The following is an 18,210-nucleotide window of genomic DNA, read 5'->3' as shown; positions in this document are numbered from 1 at the left end:
CATCCTCTATAATATTTCCGTAATTAAGTTTGTGATCTTGTCAGCTAGATGTATCTTGGCTGTCGCACCTGAATTGAATTCTAAAAAGTCCGTCTCCATTCCATCCGAAAAAATGGTACCGTTTTCCGGCATATGGCTTTCTAAAATGACTTCTTCATTTGGTCCGACTGCGCCTGCAACCAAATCTGCGCCGCTCCATTTACTTCGAAAAGGCTCTCTTACCATGAAAATCAGCTTCCTAGATTGCCAAGGAATTCGATTCGGAACTTGTATCTGTTGCGATCCGGTAAATTGCACGATTCCTGCTGCCATGTTATAAAGTGAACTCATCCAACCTGTGCTTCCGGCTGGAGTCGAGACTATGATACCGCTAGAAATCTGCCTTTCTTGGCGATCTCCAAACCTGAGCGTATAACGCGCGCTAGTGTGAGACTTTGCACCGATAAAAAGATCGTTGAATGCATAAAGCTTTTGTCCGTCCGTAAGACTAGCCTGCGCCATAGATATATTCTGAGTTTTGAATTTGGATTTGAACACGGAGTGAATTACGTTCGGAGCATGATCCGGCAAGAAGGGCAACAAAATCCCATCGAATCTTTCAGGATCAGGATTAAATGCCAGAATCGGTTGACCATTTAGATATTTTGCTGTGTTTACAACGAGCCCGTCCTGACCAAGAGTGATAACCAAATCTCCGGGACCAAATAAGTAGTTGGGCAAGAAAGCACGATCTAAAACATGAAACTTTACCCCCGGTTCTATGCTTCGAACTACCAAGTCCCTAGCCATATGGTAGTTATCATCTTCGACTTCGTAATCCACGAAAGATTGCCCGCGCTTCTTTACGTAAAAGGCCGCCTGAGCCTTTGTATTGAAACGGTGAACGGTTTCTTCTAGGCGAGTCTGTCTAGTAACAATTACTACTCTGTCAAAATCCAAGTTCGGAAGCCTACTTTCCTTTCTCCTTGGCCATTAGCAGAGTCATAAGCTCCGGAGATAAATTTAAGTTTCCGATTTTCTCCGCATTCCTTGCGAGATCGCGAATTGCCTTAGAAATAATTTTGGAAGTATCCATTTGTCCTGAAGCGAGTATTTCCACGATTTCCGGAGAAAGATCCTTCAAAGCCGAAAGCTCCTCTTTGGCTGCTTGTCCTCTAGCTTTAGAATATTCTAATAGATTCTTAGCCTGAGATTCTACTAATTCCTTTCTCTTTTTTTCCTGTTCTATTTGGGAAGTGAGCTTCTGATTATCGATTTCGATCTTCTTTTTCTCGACCGCTTGCACTGCGTCCATTCTGGCCTCTTCAACCAATTTCTGCTTCTCTTGGACAGCGATCTCTGCGTTCATCTGAGTTTCTCTGATTGTCCGATTTTTTTCTTCTACCGCGATCTGGGTTTGGAGTTCGTTCTCTTTGATTTTACGCTCCTGCTCTACCGCAAAATTTCTCCTTTGGTAAACCGCGTCATCCGCATTCTTGAGTAGATTTTCTCGAGCCGCAGCTTCTAGGGCCCTTGCAATTTCAGGTGTAGGACTGATCTTTAAAATGGAAAAATCGAACACTTCGATTCCCAACTCGTTGAGTGTGGTGCTCTGTCTCAACTTCTCTAAAACCGGATCTGCAAGACTGCTAGCGGCGGTTAAAGCATCCTTCAAATTCAAACTTCTAAACTTTTCTCGAACCGCTACCTGGATAAGATTCGCCATTCTAAAGTCCAGTTTCTCCACACCGTCACCCAAATACTTTCCTCTTGCATCGACAGTAAAATCCAAGAGAGACGCCAATTTTTGTGGATCTAACACACGATAAGTGACCTGTCCCTGTATATCAATTTCTTGAAAATCTAATGTAGTCTCTTTGAAAATGAAAGGGGAATCTCGAGTGTCTGCGGGAACAATAACCAAAGTAGAAGAAGGCGCGTAATAAAAGAAACTTAAGCCAGCGCCTTGTTTTCTAATTTTTCCCGAACGAAACAGCAAAACGTAATCTATAGGACGTGTTTTAATAAATCGAATCCCGAACATAAAGCCTCTGAAATTTTTTCTGAAAACTGGAGGATACGAATCTAATCTGATTTTGATCTACTTGGGAAGAATTTTTTGCCCACGCAAGGGAGGATTTTCGAACCTTTAAGGATAACGCCTGACCAGAATGGACTTGCTCTAAGAGCATCCGCTAAAATGAAAATTTTTCCGGTAGGACTCAAAGGGGTATTGACTGGTTACTAAATATTACTGGATAGATAGAACTGGTCAGATTTAATAAAGAGATGGAAATTAGTGCTACCGGATTTAAGGCAAAATGTTTGAGTTTGTTGGATCTTGTGCAATCAAAACATACTGAGATCATCATTACTAAGCATGGCAAGGCCATTGCTAAATTAGGCTTCGTGAAAGTATTTGATTTAAACTGATAATTAGAGTTAGTCTTTTGCAAACGCTCAAACCAGTGAGTTAACGAATATTCACGAACCTTTTTCAGCGTATCCAAAGACCGAAAAAAAAGATCTGGATATAGCTCGATCGCTTAACTTGCAGAGTCCTTTTCTTTTTGGAACAACAGCAAATCTTGCTCCAAGATGGTCCGAATCCTTTCTGGAATTTGTATTGAAACATTATTATGATAATCGAAGGAAACTTGAACGGTTCTAGCTTTTGCGTAGACTAGCTTTGAATTCGGGTTGCGGACTCTGGATTCGAATTCCCAGGATTTATTTCCGATCCTCGCAACACAAGTAAGCACTTCGACAGGATCTCCTAGTTCTATCGATTTCAACAAATCGACTTCGATTCGAGCAAGGATAAACGGGACCTCCATCACTTCCTTTACTCCGAACTTCTTCGCACAATAATCCACTCGCCCGATTTCCAAGTAATTTACATAAGAAACATTATTCACGTGTCGAAAGGAATCCAAATCCGTCCAACGAGTCTGAATAGGAGTGATCAGCATACTTCGATTAAAACTGTTTTAGAAAGCGTAAATTTCCGGAATGGAAATATCTTATATCATGAATTCCGTATCTCATCATAACTAATCTATCCAGACCTAGACCGAATGCAAACCCGGTCCAAACTTCCGGATCTAATCCGTTGAGTCGGAACACATTCGGATGCACCAAACCGCAAGGAAGTAGTTCCAACCAACCAGAATGTTTACAAACTGAACATCCTTTTCCACCGCAAACCAGACAGTTAATATCTAACTCAAAGGCGGGCTCTACGAAGGGAAAATATCCTGGCCTTAGTCTCGTCTTAATTTCCCTTTCAAAAATTCTAGATAGAAGGACTTCCATCGTATGGATCATATTCCCTGCGGAAATATCTTTTCCAACGACCATGCCCTCGATTTGATAAAAGCTCGTTTCGTGGGAAGCATCTACTTCTTCGTAACGGAAAACTCTTCCTGGTGCGATAATTCTGAAAGGAGGTTTCAATTTTCGTAATGCACGAACTTGAATCGCGGAAGTATGAGTGCGGAGAACGTTTCCGTCGCTCAGATAAAAAGTATCCTGCATGTCCCTCGCAGGGTGATCATCCGTAAAATTCAGAGCTCCGAAATTGTTAAAATCGGTTTCTACTTCCGGTCCATCCCAGATCTCGAAACCCATTGAGGTAAAGATGTCCTCGATTTCATATTGGATTTTTGTAATTGGATGCAAAGTTCCTGGCTGAGGATTTCCAAGAGGACGCAAAGAATCCAAGCGCTCGCTTTTTGCCTGTGCTTGGAATACTTGAACCTTTAGCTCTTCGCGAGTCTTCGACACGAAGTCTTCTAATTTTTTGGAGAGTTCGTTTGCCTTCTGACCTACCGTCTTCTTTTCTTCGATAGATAGTGTTGCAAGATTTTTTAGTACTGCAGTGAACTTTCCTTTTTTACCTAAGTATTCGTTTTTGTTACGGTCTAATTCTTCTTCGCTCGTCGAGGAAGAAATTAGCTTTTCTCCGTCCACATACAGCTTGTCCAGTTCTTCGGATAAGTTCATAATCTTTCTTCTGCCATCTTTTCCAAGGTTGGATAGATCCCGCCAAAGGAACCGTTCGACATGGCTAAGATCAGAATTTTATCCCTTTGAAATTGGGGAAGGATTTTCCGCAATTTTTGGACCAGATCTTGGGGGTTCTTGCAATAGAAAGGTAGTGTCCCTGAATGTTTGGGAAGCTTTAAAACAAGCTTTGGCACATCTAGACGATTCTCTTTAGAAACCTTCTTCAAGTTGAAAATCTCGGTGATGAAAGTAACTGCAGAACCTTTAAATGCGTAAGAATATTCTTTTTGAAAAACGTTCCTGTGAGAAGTCGCGCTCCTAGGTTCGAACAGGCTGATGATCTTGAAACCCGGGAATGCTTTTTTGACCGACCGTATCGTTTCCTCCACGGCAACAGGATGGTGTGCAAAGTCCTCTATCACGATGGATCTCGGAGATTGAAAACGAATTTCTTGTCTCCTTTTTACTCCGGGAAAAGTCTGTAGTCCCTTTAAGAGAATCTTCCTTGGGTGATCTATGTTTTCTTTGGTTAAGATTTCTTCGCAAATTCTTAAGGAAACCTCTGCATTTCTGTAGTTATGATCTCCGAAAAATTGGGTGTGTAATACGGTCGAATCGGAGACTAGTTCTCCTTTTTTCCAAGAAAGAATGGATTTCTTTCCATTAAAATCGAATGGCTCTACCTTAAGAAACTTAGAAGCAGCCGTACATAGTTTTTTTAGACTGCTCGATTTGGACCAATAGAATACTTTCCCTTCGCCTGGTACGATTCTTAATAACCTTGCGAACATAGTTTCAATCTCACCGATATCCTTAAAAATATCTGCATGATCAAAATCTAATGCGTTTAATACTGCGTAGGTCGGACGATAGTGCAAAAATTTGGACGACTTATCGAAAAATGCGGTATCATACTCATCCCCTTCGATAACAAAATATTTGCCGTCTGAGTATTCAAATCCTGGAAATCCGTCCTTACGAATTCCTCCTACGAATAATCCGGGCTTCAAACCAGCTTCTTTTAAAAGATGATGAATTAAGAAAGTAGTAGTTGTCTTCCCGTGGGTTCCGGCGACTACGATGACTTTTTTTCCTACCAAGATAAATCTGGAAAGTGCTTGAGGCATGGATAGATATTCCATTCCCTGATTCAACATTTCTTCGACTTCGGGATTCCCCCTTGATATGGCATTGCCGACTACGATTAGATCTTTTCCTTTTAGTCGAGAAGCTTCAAAGCCTTCTCCGTACGGAATTCCCCATTCTTTGAGCTTGTCCGACATGGGAGGGTATACACCTGAGTCAGAGCCTGAAACTTCGTGACCCAGTTTGGAAAGCATGGAAGCAAGGTTGCCCATCGCGATTCCACCAATTCCGATAAGATGGATTTTCAATTTAATAAAGTCCTAATGATATTGTATACAATCGTAAAAGCCAGAAGGATACTTAACAAGTACGCAACTCCAACAAGGCTAAAAATGAGGAACTCTTTCGGATCCGTGCCTGTGACTCTCTTCATTCCCACATAACACAAATAGTACGATAACAAAAAGGAGATTCCAATCAAAGCTGCGTGAATCGGAGATGGAAATATCCAAAAAATCGAAGAGCCGCTGAAGGGCAAAAACGCCGTAGTCAGAACGTCGGATGCGGCCAGACTTTCGCCTTTCGTTCTATCCACTTTTCTATAAAATAATCTGAGCACATCGAGCTGAAATACAATGAAGAGCACTGCCGGATAAATCACAAGAGAGGTCAGAACTCCGGAAAATATTCCTGTGACAACTTCCTCCGAAAAAATCCATTCGAAAGAGATTCTAAATATGTTTCCGAATAGTTTCATCACTGGCGCGATAATCCATAGCGAGTAATGAAGCCGAAATAATTCTTTTCTTCCTAAGAGCGGTTCTCTTAAATAAAGGTCAAATGCCTCGATCGGAGAGCGAAATATTTTTTCCAAAAGAGATAGCTTCGCAGCATCCACCTCCGTAGAAGAATCGAAAAACTCTTTTAAGTTCATCTTTGGATTGCCGATGTCGAATCTGGTTTATGATACGCTGCCGCTGCGGAAATAAGATTTGCACTTTCTTTAATTTTTCGAACAGTATCTTCGTTCACGTAGGCAGGCGACTCTTTAAAGGATCCGTTCCATATTCTTACGACAGGAGTATATTTTTTATCTCCCAAATCCGTTGGTTTATAGAATCTGAATGTAAGTTCGTTTCCGTCTGTGAACTTAACCTTAAGCGTCGATAATGCATATTGGGAATGAGGATCGTCTGGAGCTAGATAATTTCCGATTAATAGTCCTGCTCCCTTTTCCTCGTCAGGATACAAATCCACTCTAAGCGATGTTACCGCGCGATGCAAAGAATCTCCTAAATTTGGATCCAAGAATACGATCGAACCTGTTGTTCTTCTCCAAAAGTTTTTCTTGGCAGCTTTTTCTTGGAAAGGGTGGTTCTCGACTTTTACGTACTTCCCGCCCTCTTCCAGGTAAGATATTTCTTTCACTAATTCTTTTCCTGGATTAACAAGTTGTTTTTGTCTAAACTCCACCGGTCCTTTCTGAAATCTTTCGAATATATAAGAATATGCTGATAGAATCATCTGAGGTTTTCCTAACTCCAGAATAACCCTGTTGGACCCCATTGCATGTTTTTTTCCGATTCGAACTTTTCGAGAGGAATTTCCGGAATAAACTATAATCGTAGGAGCTCCTTCCCCGACGTTTAACGAGGAGGAAGGCTCTTTTCCTTCTTCGAGTGGTTCAGAATCTTTGATTTTTAAGTTGCCCAAGTCTCTGAAAGTGTTTTCGGCATTATACCCACCTTCGTATTCAACCTTGCGATTCGTTTCTTTGTCAAAGTAGGAAACAGTGATAAATGCTCCGCCTTTCTTGATTTCCTCTTTAGAAGTTAGCGAAAATTCTTTGGTAAAAAAGTTCTCACCACTCTTTTCTAGCCATTGTTCGGAAGGCGGAAAATATTCGATCTTACTTACCGGAAATTCCCAGTAAGAAATCTCGCTTACATCTTCTTTCTTTTCCTCTAGAAATAAGAAGGCACCAAAAAGAGCTAATAGCAGTAGCACAAGAAGTAGAATCTTATTTTTCATTCGATCTGCCTGAGTTTCTTCTGCGAACTACATAAATAGAACTTAAGCCAACAATGATTCCAGGAAAGATAAACATTCCTAGAATCCAAACCGCTCTCTTCTGTCCGTCGGTCAATGACACTGTTTGTATCTCTTCCTTTTTGGGTGGAATCGCAGGTAGACTGACGCTCTGCTGCATCCAGGTGCTCGCGCCGGTCGCGAGCTCAAAATTTGCAGCAAACGGAATGTACTGGTCTGTAATCCAAGAAGTTCCTGAAAAAATCACTGCTCTTCCAGATAGTTTAGCCGTTTCGGAAGATTCAGCTTCCTTGGAAGTCACTCCTGGAATTGGAGGAACTCCCTCAGGAAGTTTAGAAAAATCCGGTAACTGAGACCCTTGGCTTACTGTTTGTAGAACCAACCCGATCGGTAGATTCTTTTTGCTTTCTCCTGCATCCAATTTTCCGTTTTGATTTGGATCTAGATACGCTTCCCCGCCGCTTTCCAAAAGGACAGTAGCTTCCAATTCCTTTTTGCCAGGCTCAGGCGGTTGACTCTGAAAATAACCAGTGTGGGCAAATACGACGCCCATTTCTTTCTTGGACATAGATTCTTCGATCGGATGCTTTAGAAAAGACTTTGTTACGATAATACCTGGTTGCGAAGGAATTTGAGAAAAATTCGTCTTCTCAAAGGAATACCCGATAGTTTTTAAGAGCCAATCGAAATTCTCGCTGCCTTTCGGTTCTATTGTAACGAGTAATTTACCGTTTCGTTTTGTAAGATATTCTAATATTGCTTTTCTTGCATCGGGTGAAAATGCGATTGTAGGCCCTACAATCGCGACTAAATCGGCATCCTCCGGAATCTTGGATGGCCATCCTTCTTTGAAGCCGATTCCGGAAGTTTTAAAATTCAAGAATCCTAAACCTGCGGTAAACCTGCTGATTTTTTCATTCGGAAGATTTTGAAAGACCGGAGAAAATCTTTCTCCATTCGACTGAGTGAAATACACCTTCTTTTCGCCTGTGCTCACGTTTACCACTGCTTGCACAAATTTGCGCTCAAAATCCTCGAATTCGGATTTGTCTTTTACGGATACTTTCTGTTCCGGAAGCGAATCTGTAGCCTTGAAATCTTTTTTCTTATAACGAACCAAAACGGTTCCGTTGGAAACTTGTCCGAAAGGAGCAAGCTCATCAAACTCCACGTCCGCGTTCACGAATTTCACTTTGAATCCTGGATGAATCGCACTCAACTGACCCAGAAAAATTTCCAAGTCCGGTCGTATCCGCCTCAGAGCCAGAGCATTCGTCTTGTCGCTGGAGGGCGCGTTTTCCAGAGGCCTCGGAAAGAAAGCCACCACTTCTATCTCTGAATCAGCAGGGATTTCTTTTAATATTTTTTTTGCTTCGAGCGAAAATGAAAACTGGCCTTTTGCACTGAGATCAAAATTATAATTACGAATTGATGATATGTAATTTGCGAGAATGATGATTAAGAGTAACACACCTGTTCCAAGCAAAAAGTCTCGAATCAAACTTTGTTTTCGTGCGTTCAGACTGGATTGAGCCCCCAAGGATTCTCTTTCCCATTCTTTTAGAAGTACTAAAAACAGGTTCGTGAGAACTGCGAGCACTAAAATCACCAGCAAGAATTCGTTCAGTGAGGAGACCCAAGTTGGTGCAGTTCCTCCTTTTTGTAGCGAAAACTCTTCCAGATAAATTCTAAGAAAATAAATTCCGAGCGAGAATATTCCGAATCCGCTAGAAACAAACTGATTCCAGTCTATCAGTTTTTTCTTAACTTGTGTGAACGAGAAAACCGGCAACGCGACAATGAGCAATATCGCACCCATGGACACGATCCACTTAAATGCAGTCGTAGTTACTGAATCATAAATCGGAAAAAAAAGTAACAATCCGATTGTAGAAGCCCAAGAAAGGATTCTTTGAAATAGCGGAGTAGACTTCATCCTCTCCACCTCCTAGATTCCAGAACTTTTACTGTCAAATAAAGGAATAAGACGGTACCGCTTAGAAAAAAGACCGTACTATTCAAGGGCAGAACTCCTTTGGAAAATCCGATAAAATGGGAAAATATATGCAAATGGAATAATACTTTTCTAGTAACTGAATCGAATAGATAAGAAAAGAACCCGACCACCCAAAGAGTCAAAAGAATCATAATGGAGATCAGCATGGAAATCATTTGATTCTTTCCTAAGCTCGATCCGAAAAGTCCCACTGCAAAAGTGAACATTCCGAGTAAGAAAACTCCGATTGTTCCGGAGGCAACTATGTACAAAGGAGCCTTCCAAAAGAAATAAAGGAACATCGGAAACAATCCATCTACAAAGACAGAAATTATGAAACAAACTACAGCCCCAAACAGGAACTTACCGATTACGATTTCCAAATCGGTCACCGGAGAAGTAAATAGCAACTCTAAGGTTCCTCGATTCTTCTCTTCCGTAATCGACCCCATTGCGACGATCAACATCGCAATCAAGATCGTGCTCATGAAAGATAGGAAGGTAACCATCGTAGTTTCGGCATAGTTCGTTCCAGAGTTAAAATTCAAAATCAGCACGAATAGAGAATTTAAGAAAGCAGTACCACCTAACACCAAGGGAGCAAGGTAAGTGCCGAAGAAGACCTGTATCTCCTTCCAAAAAATCCATTTAATATTATGAAACATGTATATTCCCTTAAACCTTGTTCATGAAAATCTGTTCTAAGGTGACATCCTGTTTTCGGATGTATTCAGGTAAGATTCCCGAGGACGAAATCCCGGAGTAAAGTTCTTCTTTGAATTTTTTTTCCGCGTCCGTAGAAATTAAGAAGATGGAACCTACAGAATCCTCAGACACATACTTTACCGACCCACCGGTTTTTTTTACGATCGAATTCAAATAGGTTTCGGACTCACCTTTAGATTTTCCTGAAACTGTAACTTCCAGACCGGAAAGTTTTTTCATTTCCGCTTCTAGCTCGTTCCGATCGCATTGGTAAACGATTCTACCGTGATGGATAAACAGAAAGCGGTTACAGGTCTTATAAACTTCAGGAAGTATATGACTAGAAAGTAATATAGTATGACCTTCTTTCAACCCATGAATCAGACTGCGAATTTCTACAATCTGCTTCGGGTCCAAGCCGGAAACAGGTTCATCCATAATCACTACTTTTGGGTTCCCTAGAATCGCTTGAGCAATCCCAACTCTTTTCCGAAATCCAAGCGAAAGAGTTTCTATGACTTGATCCTTTACATCCAGAAGATCCGTCTTAGTACAAACCCTTTGCACTTCTGCCTCGATCTCTTCGCTAGGCACCTGTTTGATCCTACAAGCAAAGGTTAGATATTCAGAGACTGTCAACTCCGGATATAAAGGTGGAGTTTCCGGAAGGTATCCGATTCTTTTTTTTACTTCCAGGGGATTCTCGAAAGTGTTAATCCCGTCCAGTTCGCAAATCCCGTCGGTCGCGATCAGATAACCGGTTAGAATTCGGATCGTAGTCGTTTTACCTGCTCCGTTTAATCCAAGTAAACCGACGATCTCACCTTGCTTTAGTTCAAAATTTAGCCGATCTATGGCCAGCTTCTTTCCATAGAATTTGGAAAGGTTCCTTACTTTTATCATGTTTCTTGTTTTCTTATCCGAGTTTTGGAGGATTGGAGAAATTTCTTTCTGTTAATATAGAAAAGAATACTTCAATCTCCTTGGCATGGGTCAATCATTTTCCCGTAAAGATATAACCGAACGGAGAGCGAATCTTTGCGCAAAGAAATCGATGCACAAATGGAACGATCGTTCTTGGCAAACGGAATTCCACGACCCAAAAGACTACAAAAAAGAATTGCGACCACGGGCTAAAAGCAGAAAGCATTATAAAACAACTAAGTTACAAGGCAATCCATGGCATTAGCAAACTTTCTAAACGACGCCAAGACGCAGGGCAACAAGCTCTTCTTGCAATTCGGTGGACAAGGGTCCCCTTGGTTAAAAGAACTCTCCAAATTATACGAATCAGAACCTTCTCTGAAGGAATTCTTTGATGTAGCATTTCAGGCATTAAGCGAAGAAGCTCCAAAACTAGATTCCAAGTTGATTCCAAACGGTTATGATTTTCCTGCTTGGATTAAAAATCCAGACTCGGCTCCTGATGAAAATTATCTTTCTAGTGCTCCAATCTCTATCGTTGGAATCTTTCTCACTCAAATCGGAAATTACGTCTCTTTGACCCAAAAAGGATTTATCCCTAGCGAACTAATTTCAAATGCTATCGGAGCCACAGGTCATAGCCAAGGAATCGTTGCCGCAGCTCTTCTTGCTCTCGGAAAAGAAGGAAAAGAATTTAATGCCGAACTAGCAAAGTTCACGAAATTCATTTTGTATCTGGGATATAGAGCCCAAGAATTGTACGGCCCTTTTAACATTTCTGCAGAACTGCTAAAAGCAAATGAAGAGATTGGAGATAAGCAACCTGCACCAATGGTAGCAGTGATCGGTTATTCAGCCGCCGAGCTCGAAGAAAGAATAAAAGCGACAAACTCTGCGGAAGGTTTGTCCGGGACTAAGGCACTTTACATTTCGTTGTACAACACTCCAGATTCAAATATTGTTTCGGGAGATCCTGAATCTATTTATAAATTTCGTAAGAAATACAAAGCAGAAATGGATGAGAGAAAAGCAAAGTTCGTGTATTTAAAAACAACTGCTCCTTTCCATTGCCCAGCTATGGATGAAGCAGAGAAAATTGTGCCGAAGGACATGGAAAGAATCGGATTCACTTTCAAAGGCTCAGATCTGAAAATTCCACTATTCTCTATTTTCGATGGAAGAAATATGCAAAAAGACGCGGAGGTTGGACTTCCTTTATTCCGAGAAGTCTTGATCAAAGCTCTACATTGGAACAAGGCAATCTCTACTTTCGTAAATACTCCGAAAGTAGTCGGCATTGATTTTGGACCTAGCGTGGTTTCCCAAAAATTGACACAGGGAAATATGAACGGATCGGACAATAAAATATTTTGTGCGTCCAGCCCTAAGGACTTGAAGGTTCTACTGGCTTAAAGAAAATTTCTCCGACGGGGAGTTTTCCCCGTCGTCGAGGCCACTCTGAATTCTGAGAAAAACTCTATTGTCATGCGCATTCTTCGAAATAGCGCTAGAAAATTCTCTTTTCTTTTTCCCGAATCTCTTCGTCAGAAAATTCTATTTCGTTTATTAGGTTCTTATCGGCCTGTAGACTCTCCGAAACTGAATAAATCCGCATTTCAATCCGGGCAGTACTGCGAATTACATTTGTGGAAACAGCTGAAAGATCCGAGTGATCATCCCGCAGAATCTCAGAATCAGTATATTTCGCCAAAGCAAAAATCTTTATTAAGAGAATTAGCAAATCGACTTCATCCTGAAGCTAAACATACAAAATACAACAACGCAACTACTCGCTCTATGCTCTCTAAAGGAGAGCCGATTCGAGGAGCTTATCTAGAAACAAAGTACTTCATTTTGAGGGCTGACTTCCTACTCCCGAGTGAAAACGGCTGGGATATTATTTTGGTCAAAGCTTCCTCCTCTCCCAAAAGGTCCGCGATTCAAGAACTTTCCTTTTATAGAATGATCATGGAAGAAGAGGGATTTCCAGTTTCCGGAACTTACCTATATTACGTAAATTCAAAGTATTATTATCCGGGCGGAGAAATAGATCCGAAACAACTTTTATTCAAAAAAGACGCAAGCAAAGAGACCTTTGAAAAGAAAGCTCAGGTCAAGGAACAAGCTTATAGAATGCTGGAAATTTTAGAAGAGCCAAATTTTCCACCCTCTCCTCATTCAAAAAAATGCGATCATCCAAGAAGTTGCTTTTATCCGGATAATTGTTTTGCAGATTCTCCAGTAGGAGATCTCTTTACATTAAGAGAAGGCAAAGAAGAAATATTCAATTTATGGAATGAAGGAATCAGAAATCTTTCTGAAGTCAAAGATTTGGAACCTTTGACACTAAGACAAAAAATCCAAGTTCAAGCAGTCCAAACAGGGCAAGAACACTGGAACATTCCTGCCATCGAAACTTTTCTGAAGAAACTGAAATTCCCTCTATACTTTCTGGATTTCGAAACTATCAATCCACCGATTCCAGTTTATGCAAGGTCCAACCCGTTTCAGCACATTCCTTTTTTGTTTTCCCTGCATATACTTCGGAAAAGTCCCTTTGAAGAGCCTGAGGAATATTCCTATTTGGATGACGGAGAAACCGACCCAAGATTACATATCTTGACTCGTCTGCGGGATAAAATCGGAGAAACCGGATCAATATTAGCATTTAATGATACGTTTGAGAAAAGGTGCCTTCGAGAATCCGTTCAAATTTATCCTGAATTCAAGAGCTGGTTTAACTCCGTGGAAGAACGATTTATAGATCTGGCCTTGCCTTTTTGGGATTTCGATTATTATCACCCAGATCAGAAAGGAAGCACCTCACTGAAATCGGTTTTGCCTGTCTTGACCGGATTCAACTATAGCAATCTGAATATCGGAGCTGGTTATACTGCAAACTCTGAATTTTTAAGAATCAAAACGGAACAGGTGTCGAAAGGCGAAAAGCTCCAAGTTGAATCCGATCTGATCCAGTATTGCAGAATGGATACTTTGGCACTTGTATTAATCCTCAGAAAGATCGCAGAACGACTGAATTGGATTCCAGAATCTTAGTAAAATCCTACTTGTCGGATAGGGCTCCACAAATTCCCTATTCTTAGAATGGCTCCGCAAAAACAAGTTAAGAAGATCGTACTCGCTTACTCTGGAGGTCTGGACACTTCTGTAATCCTGACCTGGTTAAAAGAAAAATACGGTTGTGAAGTGGTCGCTTTTACGGCGGACATAGGCCAAAAAGAAGAGTTAACAGGCCTCGAAGAAAAAGGAATTAAGACGGGTGCTTCTAAAGTCTATATCCGAGATTTGAGACTTGAATTTGCACGGGACTTCATCTTTCCCGCAATTCAAGGAAACGCAATATACGAAATGCGCTATTTATTAGGAACTTCCTTGGCCAGGCCTTTAATCGCAAAAGCAATGGTTGAAGTTGCAGAGCAGGAAGGCGCAGATGCCTTTGCCCACGGAGCCACTGGAAAAGGCAACGACCAGGTTCGATTCGAACTCGCATATAAATCATTAGCACCGAATAAAACGATTATTGCTCCTTGGAGAACCTGGGATTTCGGAGGAAGATCCGACTTAATCGAATACGCAAAATCCAAAGGAATACCAGTGCCGGTCACCGCGGCAAAGCCTTATTCAATGGATAGAAATTTAATGCACATCTCTTACGAAGGTGGAATTTTAGAAGATCCTTATAAAGAACCAAACGAAGATATGTTCCTACTTACGGTGTCTCCTGAAAAGGCTCCTGATTCTCCTGAGATTCTGGAACTAGAATTTCAGGAAGGGAACTGCGTTGGAGTCAATGGCAAAAAACTCAATCCTTTAGAAGTAATGGAAACTCTGAATACGATCGGCGGAAAACACGGAATCGGTAGAGTCGACATCGTGGAAAATAGGTTGGTCGGAATTAAATCCAGAGGTGTTTACGAAACTCCAGGCGGAACTATATTATTTATTGCTCATAGAGATTTGGAATCGATTACGATAGATCGAGATACTCAACATCACAAGGATAAACTCTCGGTCGAATTCGCGGAATTAATCTATAACGGCCATTGGTTCTCTTCCAGAATGAGCGCTGTAAGAGCATTCATCCAGGACACCCAAAAATTTGTGACAGGCGTAGTGAAAGTAAAACTTTATAAAGGAAATTGTACGGTGATCGGAAGAAAATCTCCAGTTTCACTTTACAATCCGGCCATGGCGACTTTCGAAAAAGAAGAGTTGTACAACCAGTACGACGCGGAAGGATTCATTAATCTATATGGGCTTCCTGCTCAGGAAGCGGCAAGGTTACGAAGAAAATGACTAGAGTTGCGATCTATCCCGGTTCTTTTGACCCTTTGACAAACGGTCACTTGGACATTCTGCAAAGATCGATGGGCCTTTTCGACAAGGTAATCATCGGAGTTGCAATCAATTCAAGCAAGAGCTTGCTCTTTTCTATCGAAGAACGATTGGGATTTATACGAACCGTTACCGAGGGCTGGTCGAATTTAGAAATCGATACCTTTGAGGGACTGACGGTGGATTATTGCAGAAAAAGGGGTGCAAAAAGCATCATTCGTGGGCTTAGAGCGGTTACCGACTTTGACTATGAATATGCAATTTCTTTAATGAATAAGAAATTAGCACCGGAAGTAGAAACGATTTTTCTAATGTCGTCCAACGAATATTCTTTCGTATCATCTACGATTGTTAAGGAAGTCGCAAGACACGGGCGAGACGTTTCTGCTCAAGTCCCTGAAATCGTCAGCAAAGCACTACTTAAAAAATTATCTAAATAGGAAATTGAAATGTCGAAAACGTTTATAATGATCAAGCCGGACGGAGTAAAAAATAAACACGTCGGTGATATTCTACAAAGAATAGAAAAAGAAGGATTCAAGATCCAAGGAATCAAGTATCTAAAACTTTCTTTAGAAGACGCGAAGCAATTTTACAAAGTGCACTCAGCTCGACCTTTTTATAACGATCTGTGCAATTATATGTCTTCCGGACCTATCGTCGCAGCCGCATTAGATCGAGAAAACGCGGTGCAGCATTGGAGAGACGTAATCGGCGCAACCGATCCAAAAGAAGCCGCCGCGGGAACAATTCGGGCTTTGTTTGCAGAAAGCAAAGAAGCGAACACCGTCCATGGTTCCGATTCTGATGACAATGCGGCTATGGAAATCGCTTTCTTTTTCAAAGGAAACGAGCTCTTTTAATCGAGTCTAGAAATCACCCCGGATCGTCCAAATACTGGGCGATCCAATTTCCCGCCTAATAAGTGTTTTTGGGACGTTTGAATTCCCGAAAATATCGGACTTTTTTTCGGAATCTGAAACAAAAAATTCTTGTACTTTTTGGAAATATATTTCTGAATTTCCCAAAGTACCGGAAAACCTTTTCGATTTTCGTCCGAAACTAGTAGTATGAAAGCCAGCACCAAAGAGCAAATCATCAAGCATTCTAAAATCATGGAGAAATACAGAGGCACTGATCCTTTCGGAGATCCGAATCACGGAACCCCAGATTGGATGGATGATGTGCTGGAAGTAATCTATGCCCAAGAAGAATTCTTAGGAGAAGCCCCAGACATAGATCTGGATATTGAATAGTGCCCGCAACCGAAACGATTGCGGACACAAAATAAAGTCATGCCGTTTAATCTTGCTGATTAAAAGGCATAGGTCATCATCAGATAAGCAAACTGGGCTTGAGGCAAAAAGCTAGAAGTCCTTGCTTGAGCTACTATAGTAGGATCGTTTACTTTTCTTCCTACAGAATCTCCCGCGAAAATCCAGCTATAGCCGAATTGCCACTGAATATCTTTATACTTCACGGCATAAATGATATCAAGCTCTCTGAACAATCTGTTTCCCAAGAAGCCCGCGCCTCGGTTATCTCCTGCTCCCTTAACAGAAGGAGCTCCTGCGTCGAATCGATTGTTTCCGATAGACTCGGTGCTCGCTCCCTCTTTTAAGTTACCAGCGACATCATACCAGCCGTCTTGGCGTTTATGCTTGTCGATAACCCAATAAGCGATTCTCAACTTTCCCATTTCCTTTGCGTCGTAGGAGATGTTCGCAGATTTCGCTACCATGTTCACCCAGCTGACTTGGTCGGCCTCTCCATAGAAACTGTGGTTCGTATGGAATAAGTTAGAGAATGTTGAAACAGATCCGTCTTTCCGATTCGGGTCACCACTACCAATATTATATTCCGCACCTAATCTAAACTGACCAAAGGTATAGCCAAGGTCCGCTGCGAATGCAAATGCGTCGTATACTTGTTTTTCCCTGTACAGACTTTGCCTGTAAGTAGTTCCAGTTAAAGGGTCTGTCTTAGTGATTCCAGTATTCAGGATATCCCAACCTGGGTTTACGTATTGACCAGTTGTACCGGTTTGAGCCGCATACTCGAAAGTGTAATCGAAAGCAGTTAGAGCTTTCTTGTCCTTTTGAGTACGGTTGGTAATGCGTATACCAAAAGTGTTTAGATTATCCGTTCTTTGGTTTCTATTTTGACCTGCAACTGTCGTAGGCAAAGTAAGTGCAGCCGCATTATTCGTCGGGATGTACTGCTTAGAAACCCCTAGATAGTACAGATCGAAATGAAATTGATCAGAAGGCTTGAACGTATTATAGAAACCGGTAAAGTAGGCATCGCCTAATTCCTGTTTTTGAACATCCGGTCCAACTGTACAAGGAGTCTTACTCCCGTTCGTACAGGTAAATTGAGCAGGATAAACATTCCTTTTCCCTAAACTACTTGAGTTTCCGGCAATGTCAGAATGTTTTTCTCCAAGTGACATGACCCATGCATGAGAAGAAAAAGTCTTTTCATCCCACTTCAATCTAAACCCGTCGAAGCTACGTCCCACGTTCGTCCAATCCAAGCTACCGACCAATCTTTCGTCGCCATAGCGCATGATTTGTCTTCCGGCTTGCAAAGCGATTGGTCCGATTAAGTTCTTAGATTCAATCCAAGCTTCTCGAATATCCGTAGATTGTTTGGTGGTATCGTTGGCCGTGTTCAAACCGGTGATGGATCCTTTTTCAGCTCCCCAAAGTCTAGTGTCTTGCAACACCACTCGAGCTTTGGTATTCTCGCTGAGTTCCTTTTCCATCCAAAACTGAATCTTTTGACCGACAAATTCTACGTTATCGTTTTTGTTTCGATCAAAGTCATAGTTTATCTTTACTTCCGGTCTAAACCTAAGCGTAGCTCCTAAAGTAAAACCTTCTGACCAAGGTTTCTTCTTCTCAGGCGGTGGAGTCGTAGGCGCCGGCACCACCGCCGGGGTCTGAGGTGTCTCCTGTGCACCAGTTTGACCAGCTGGATCCTTCTTAGGCTCTTCTTGGGCAGAGAGAGCTCCAAAAGGAACTGTTGCAACTAACAACGCGTAGGCGATGTTCTCCAAAATTTTTTTTCTTTTTCTCATATGGTTGACTCATTTTAATTTTTTA

At 41.5% G+C, this 18,210-nt stretch carries 18 protein-coding genes; 7 read left to right on the top strand and 11 right to left on the bottom strand.

The features are described 5' to 3' along the window. Positions 1 to 6 precede the first annotated feature (6 nt). Both CH373_RS01545 and CH373_RS01540 read right to left on the bottom strand, forming a co-directional pair. Positions 7 to 939, bottom strand: a complete 933-nt coding sequence (locus tag CH373_RS01545; RefSeq protein WP_100712167.1) for a diacylglycerol kinase catalytic domain-containing protein — start codon at positions 937 to 939, stop codon at positions 7 to 9. Between the two features lie 10 nt (positions 940 to 949). Continuing rightward, positions 950 to 2,023: an SPFH domain-containing protein gene (locus tag CH373_RS01540; RefSeq protein WP_100712166.1), complete on the bottom strand. Its 1,074-nt coding sequence runs from the start codon at positions 2,021 to 2,023 to the stop codon at positions 950 to 952. 245 nt (positions 2,024 to 2,268) lie between these two features. On the opposite strand from CH373_RS01540, the gene CH373_RS01535 reads away from it, so the two are divergent. Continuing rightward, complete coding sequence (locus tag CH373_RS01535; protein ID WP_100712165.1) at positions 2,269 to 2,412, top strand: type II toxin-antitoxin system Phd/YefM family antitoxin; 144 nt, start codon at positions 2,269 to 2,271, stop codon at positions 2,410 to 2,412. Between the two features lie 113 nt (positions 2,413 to 2,525). Here the strand turns inward: CH373_RS01535 and CH373_RS01530 are convergent, their stop codons facing one another. Genes CH373_RS01530 through CH373_RS01495 form a run of 8 tightly spaced genes read right to left on the bottom strand, consistent with a single transcriptional unit; the run spans position 2,526 to position 10,726 of the window. Beyond that, entirely contained in the window at positions 2,526 to 2,951 is a 426-nt protein-coding gene (locus CH373_RS01530; protein WP_100712164.1) for an acyl-CoA thioesterase, read from the bottom strand. Positions 2,952 to 2,958: 7 nt separating this feature from the next. Beyond that, positions 2,959 to 3,984, bottom strand: a complete 1,026-nt coding sequence (gene pheS, locus CH373_RS01525; protein ID WP_100712163.1) for a phenylalanine--tRNA ligase subunit alpha — start codon at positions 3,982 to 3,984, stop codon at positions 2,959 to 2,961. Further along, entirely contained in the window at positions 3,981 to 5,381 is a 1,401-nt protein-coding gene (locus CH373_RS01520) for a UDP-N-acetylmuramate--L-alanine ligase (RefSeq protein WP_100712162.1), read from the bottom strand. The genes pheS and CH373_RS01520 overlap by 4 nt, the downstream gene beginning before the upstream one ends. Continuing rightward, positions 5,378 to 6,007, bottom strand: a complete 630-nt coding sequence (locus tag CH373_RS01515; RefSeq protein ID WP_100712161.1) for a hypothetical protein — start codon at positions 6,005 to 6,007, stop codon at positions 5,378 to 5,380. The genes CH373_RS01520 and CH373_RS01515 overlap by 4 nt, the downstream gene beginning before the upstream one ends. Beyond that, complete coding sequence (locus CH373_RS01510; protein ID WP_100712160.1) at positions 6,004 to 7,104, bottom strand: type 2 periplasmic-binding domain-containing protein; 1,101 nt, start codon at positions 7,102 to 7,104, stop codon at positions 6,004 to 6,006. Before CH373_RS01510 ends, CH373_RS01515 begins: the two co-directional genes overlap by 4 nt. Then, a complete protein-coding gene (locus CH373_RS01505; RefSeq protein ID WP_100712159.1) occupies positions 7,094 to 9,058 on the bottom strand; it encodes a motility-associated ABC transporter substrate-binding family protein in 1,965 nt (654 codons plus the stop codon). Before CH373_RS01505 ends, CH373_RS01510 begins: the two co-directional genes overlap by 11 nt. Then, a complete protein-coding gene (locus CH373_RS01500) occupies positions 9,055 to 9,783 on the bottom strand; it encodes an ABC transporter permease (RefSeq protein WP_100712158.1) in 729 nt (242 codons plus the stop codon). Before CH373_RS01500 ends, CH373_RS01505 begins: the two co-directional genes overlap by 4 nt. A gap of 10 nt (positions 9,784 to 9,793) precedes the next feature. Then, entirely contained in the window at positions 9,794 to 10,726 is a 933-nt protein-coding gene (locus CH373_RS01495) for an ABC transporter ATP-binding protein (RefSeq protein ID WP_100712157.1), read from the bottom strand. A gap of 276 nt (positions 10,727 to 11,002) precedes the next feature. Here CH373_RS01495 and CH373_RS01490 point away from each other — a divergent pair, with 276 nt between their 5' ends. The 6 genes from CH373_RS01490 (at position 11,003) to CH373_RS01460 (ending at position 16,359) form a co-directional block, all read left to right on the top strand. Next, a complete protein-coding gene (locus CH373_RS01490) occupies positions 11,003 to 12,160 on the top strand; it encodes an ACP S-malonyltransferase (protein ID WP_100712156.1) in 1,158 nt (385 codons plus the stop codon). A gap of 72 nt (positions 12,161 to 12,232) precedes the next feature. Beyond that, on the top strand, positions 12,233 to 13,804 hold the full coding sequence (locus CH373_RS01485) for a DUF2779 domain-containing protein (RefSeq protein ID WP_100712155.1): 1,572 nt from the start codon (positions 12,233 to 12,235) through the stop codon (positions 13,802 to 13,804). A gap of 48 nt (positions 13,805 to 13,852) precedes the next feature. Further along, the gene (locus CH373_RS01480; protein WP_100712154.1) at positions 13,853 to 15,064 is read left to right on the top strand and encodes an argininosuccinate synthase; all 1,212 of its coding nucleotides are present in this window, start codon (positions 13,853 to 13,855) and stop codon (positions 15,062 to 15,064) included. Then, positions 15,061 to 15,543: a pantetheine-phosphate adenylyltransferase gene (gene coaD, locus CH373_RS01475; RefSeq protein ID WP_100712153.1), complete on the top strand. Its 483-nt coding sequence runs from the start codon at positions 15,061 to 15,063 to the stop codon at positions 15,541 to 15,543. The genes CH373_RS01480 and coaD overlap by 4 nt, the downstream gene beginning before the upstream one ends. Positions 15,544 to 15,552: 9 nt before the next feature. Beyond that, the gene (locus tag CH373_RS01470) at positions 15,553 to 15,966 is read left to right on the top strand and encodes a nucleoside-diphosphate kinase (protein WP_100712152.1); all 414 of its coding nucleotides are present in this window, start codon (positions 15,553 to 15,555) and stop codon (positions 15,964 to 15,966) included. 207 nt (positions 15,967 to 16,173) lie between these two features. Beyond that, positions 16,174 to 16,359: a hypothetical protein gene (locus CH373_RS01460; protein WP_100712150.1), complete on the top strand. Its 186-nt coding sequence runs from the start codon at positions 16,174 to 16,176 to the stop codon at positions 16,357 to 16,359. A 59-nt stretch (positions 16,360 to 16,418) separates the two neighbouring features. Here the strand turns inward: CH373_RS01460 and CH373_RS01455 are convergent, their stop codons facing one another. Beyond that, positions 16,419 to 18,185, bottom strand: a complete 1,767-nt coding sequence (locus CH373_RS01455; protein WP_100712149.1) for an alginate export family protein — start codon at positions 18,183 to 18,185, stop codon at positions 16,419 to 16,421. Positions 18,186 to 18,210 lie beyond the last annotated feature (25 nt).

Origin of the sequence: Leptospira perolatii (assembly GCF_002811875.1) — a bacterium.
GTDB classification, from domain to species: domain Bacteria; phylum Spirochaetota; class Leptospiria; order Leptospirales; family Leptospiraceae; genus Leptospira_B; species Leptospira_B perolatii.
This window is presented reverse-complemented; position numbering and strand designations above follow the sequence as displayed.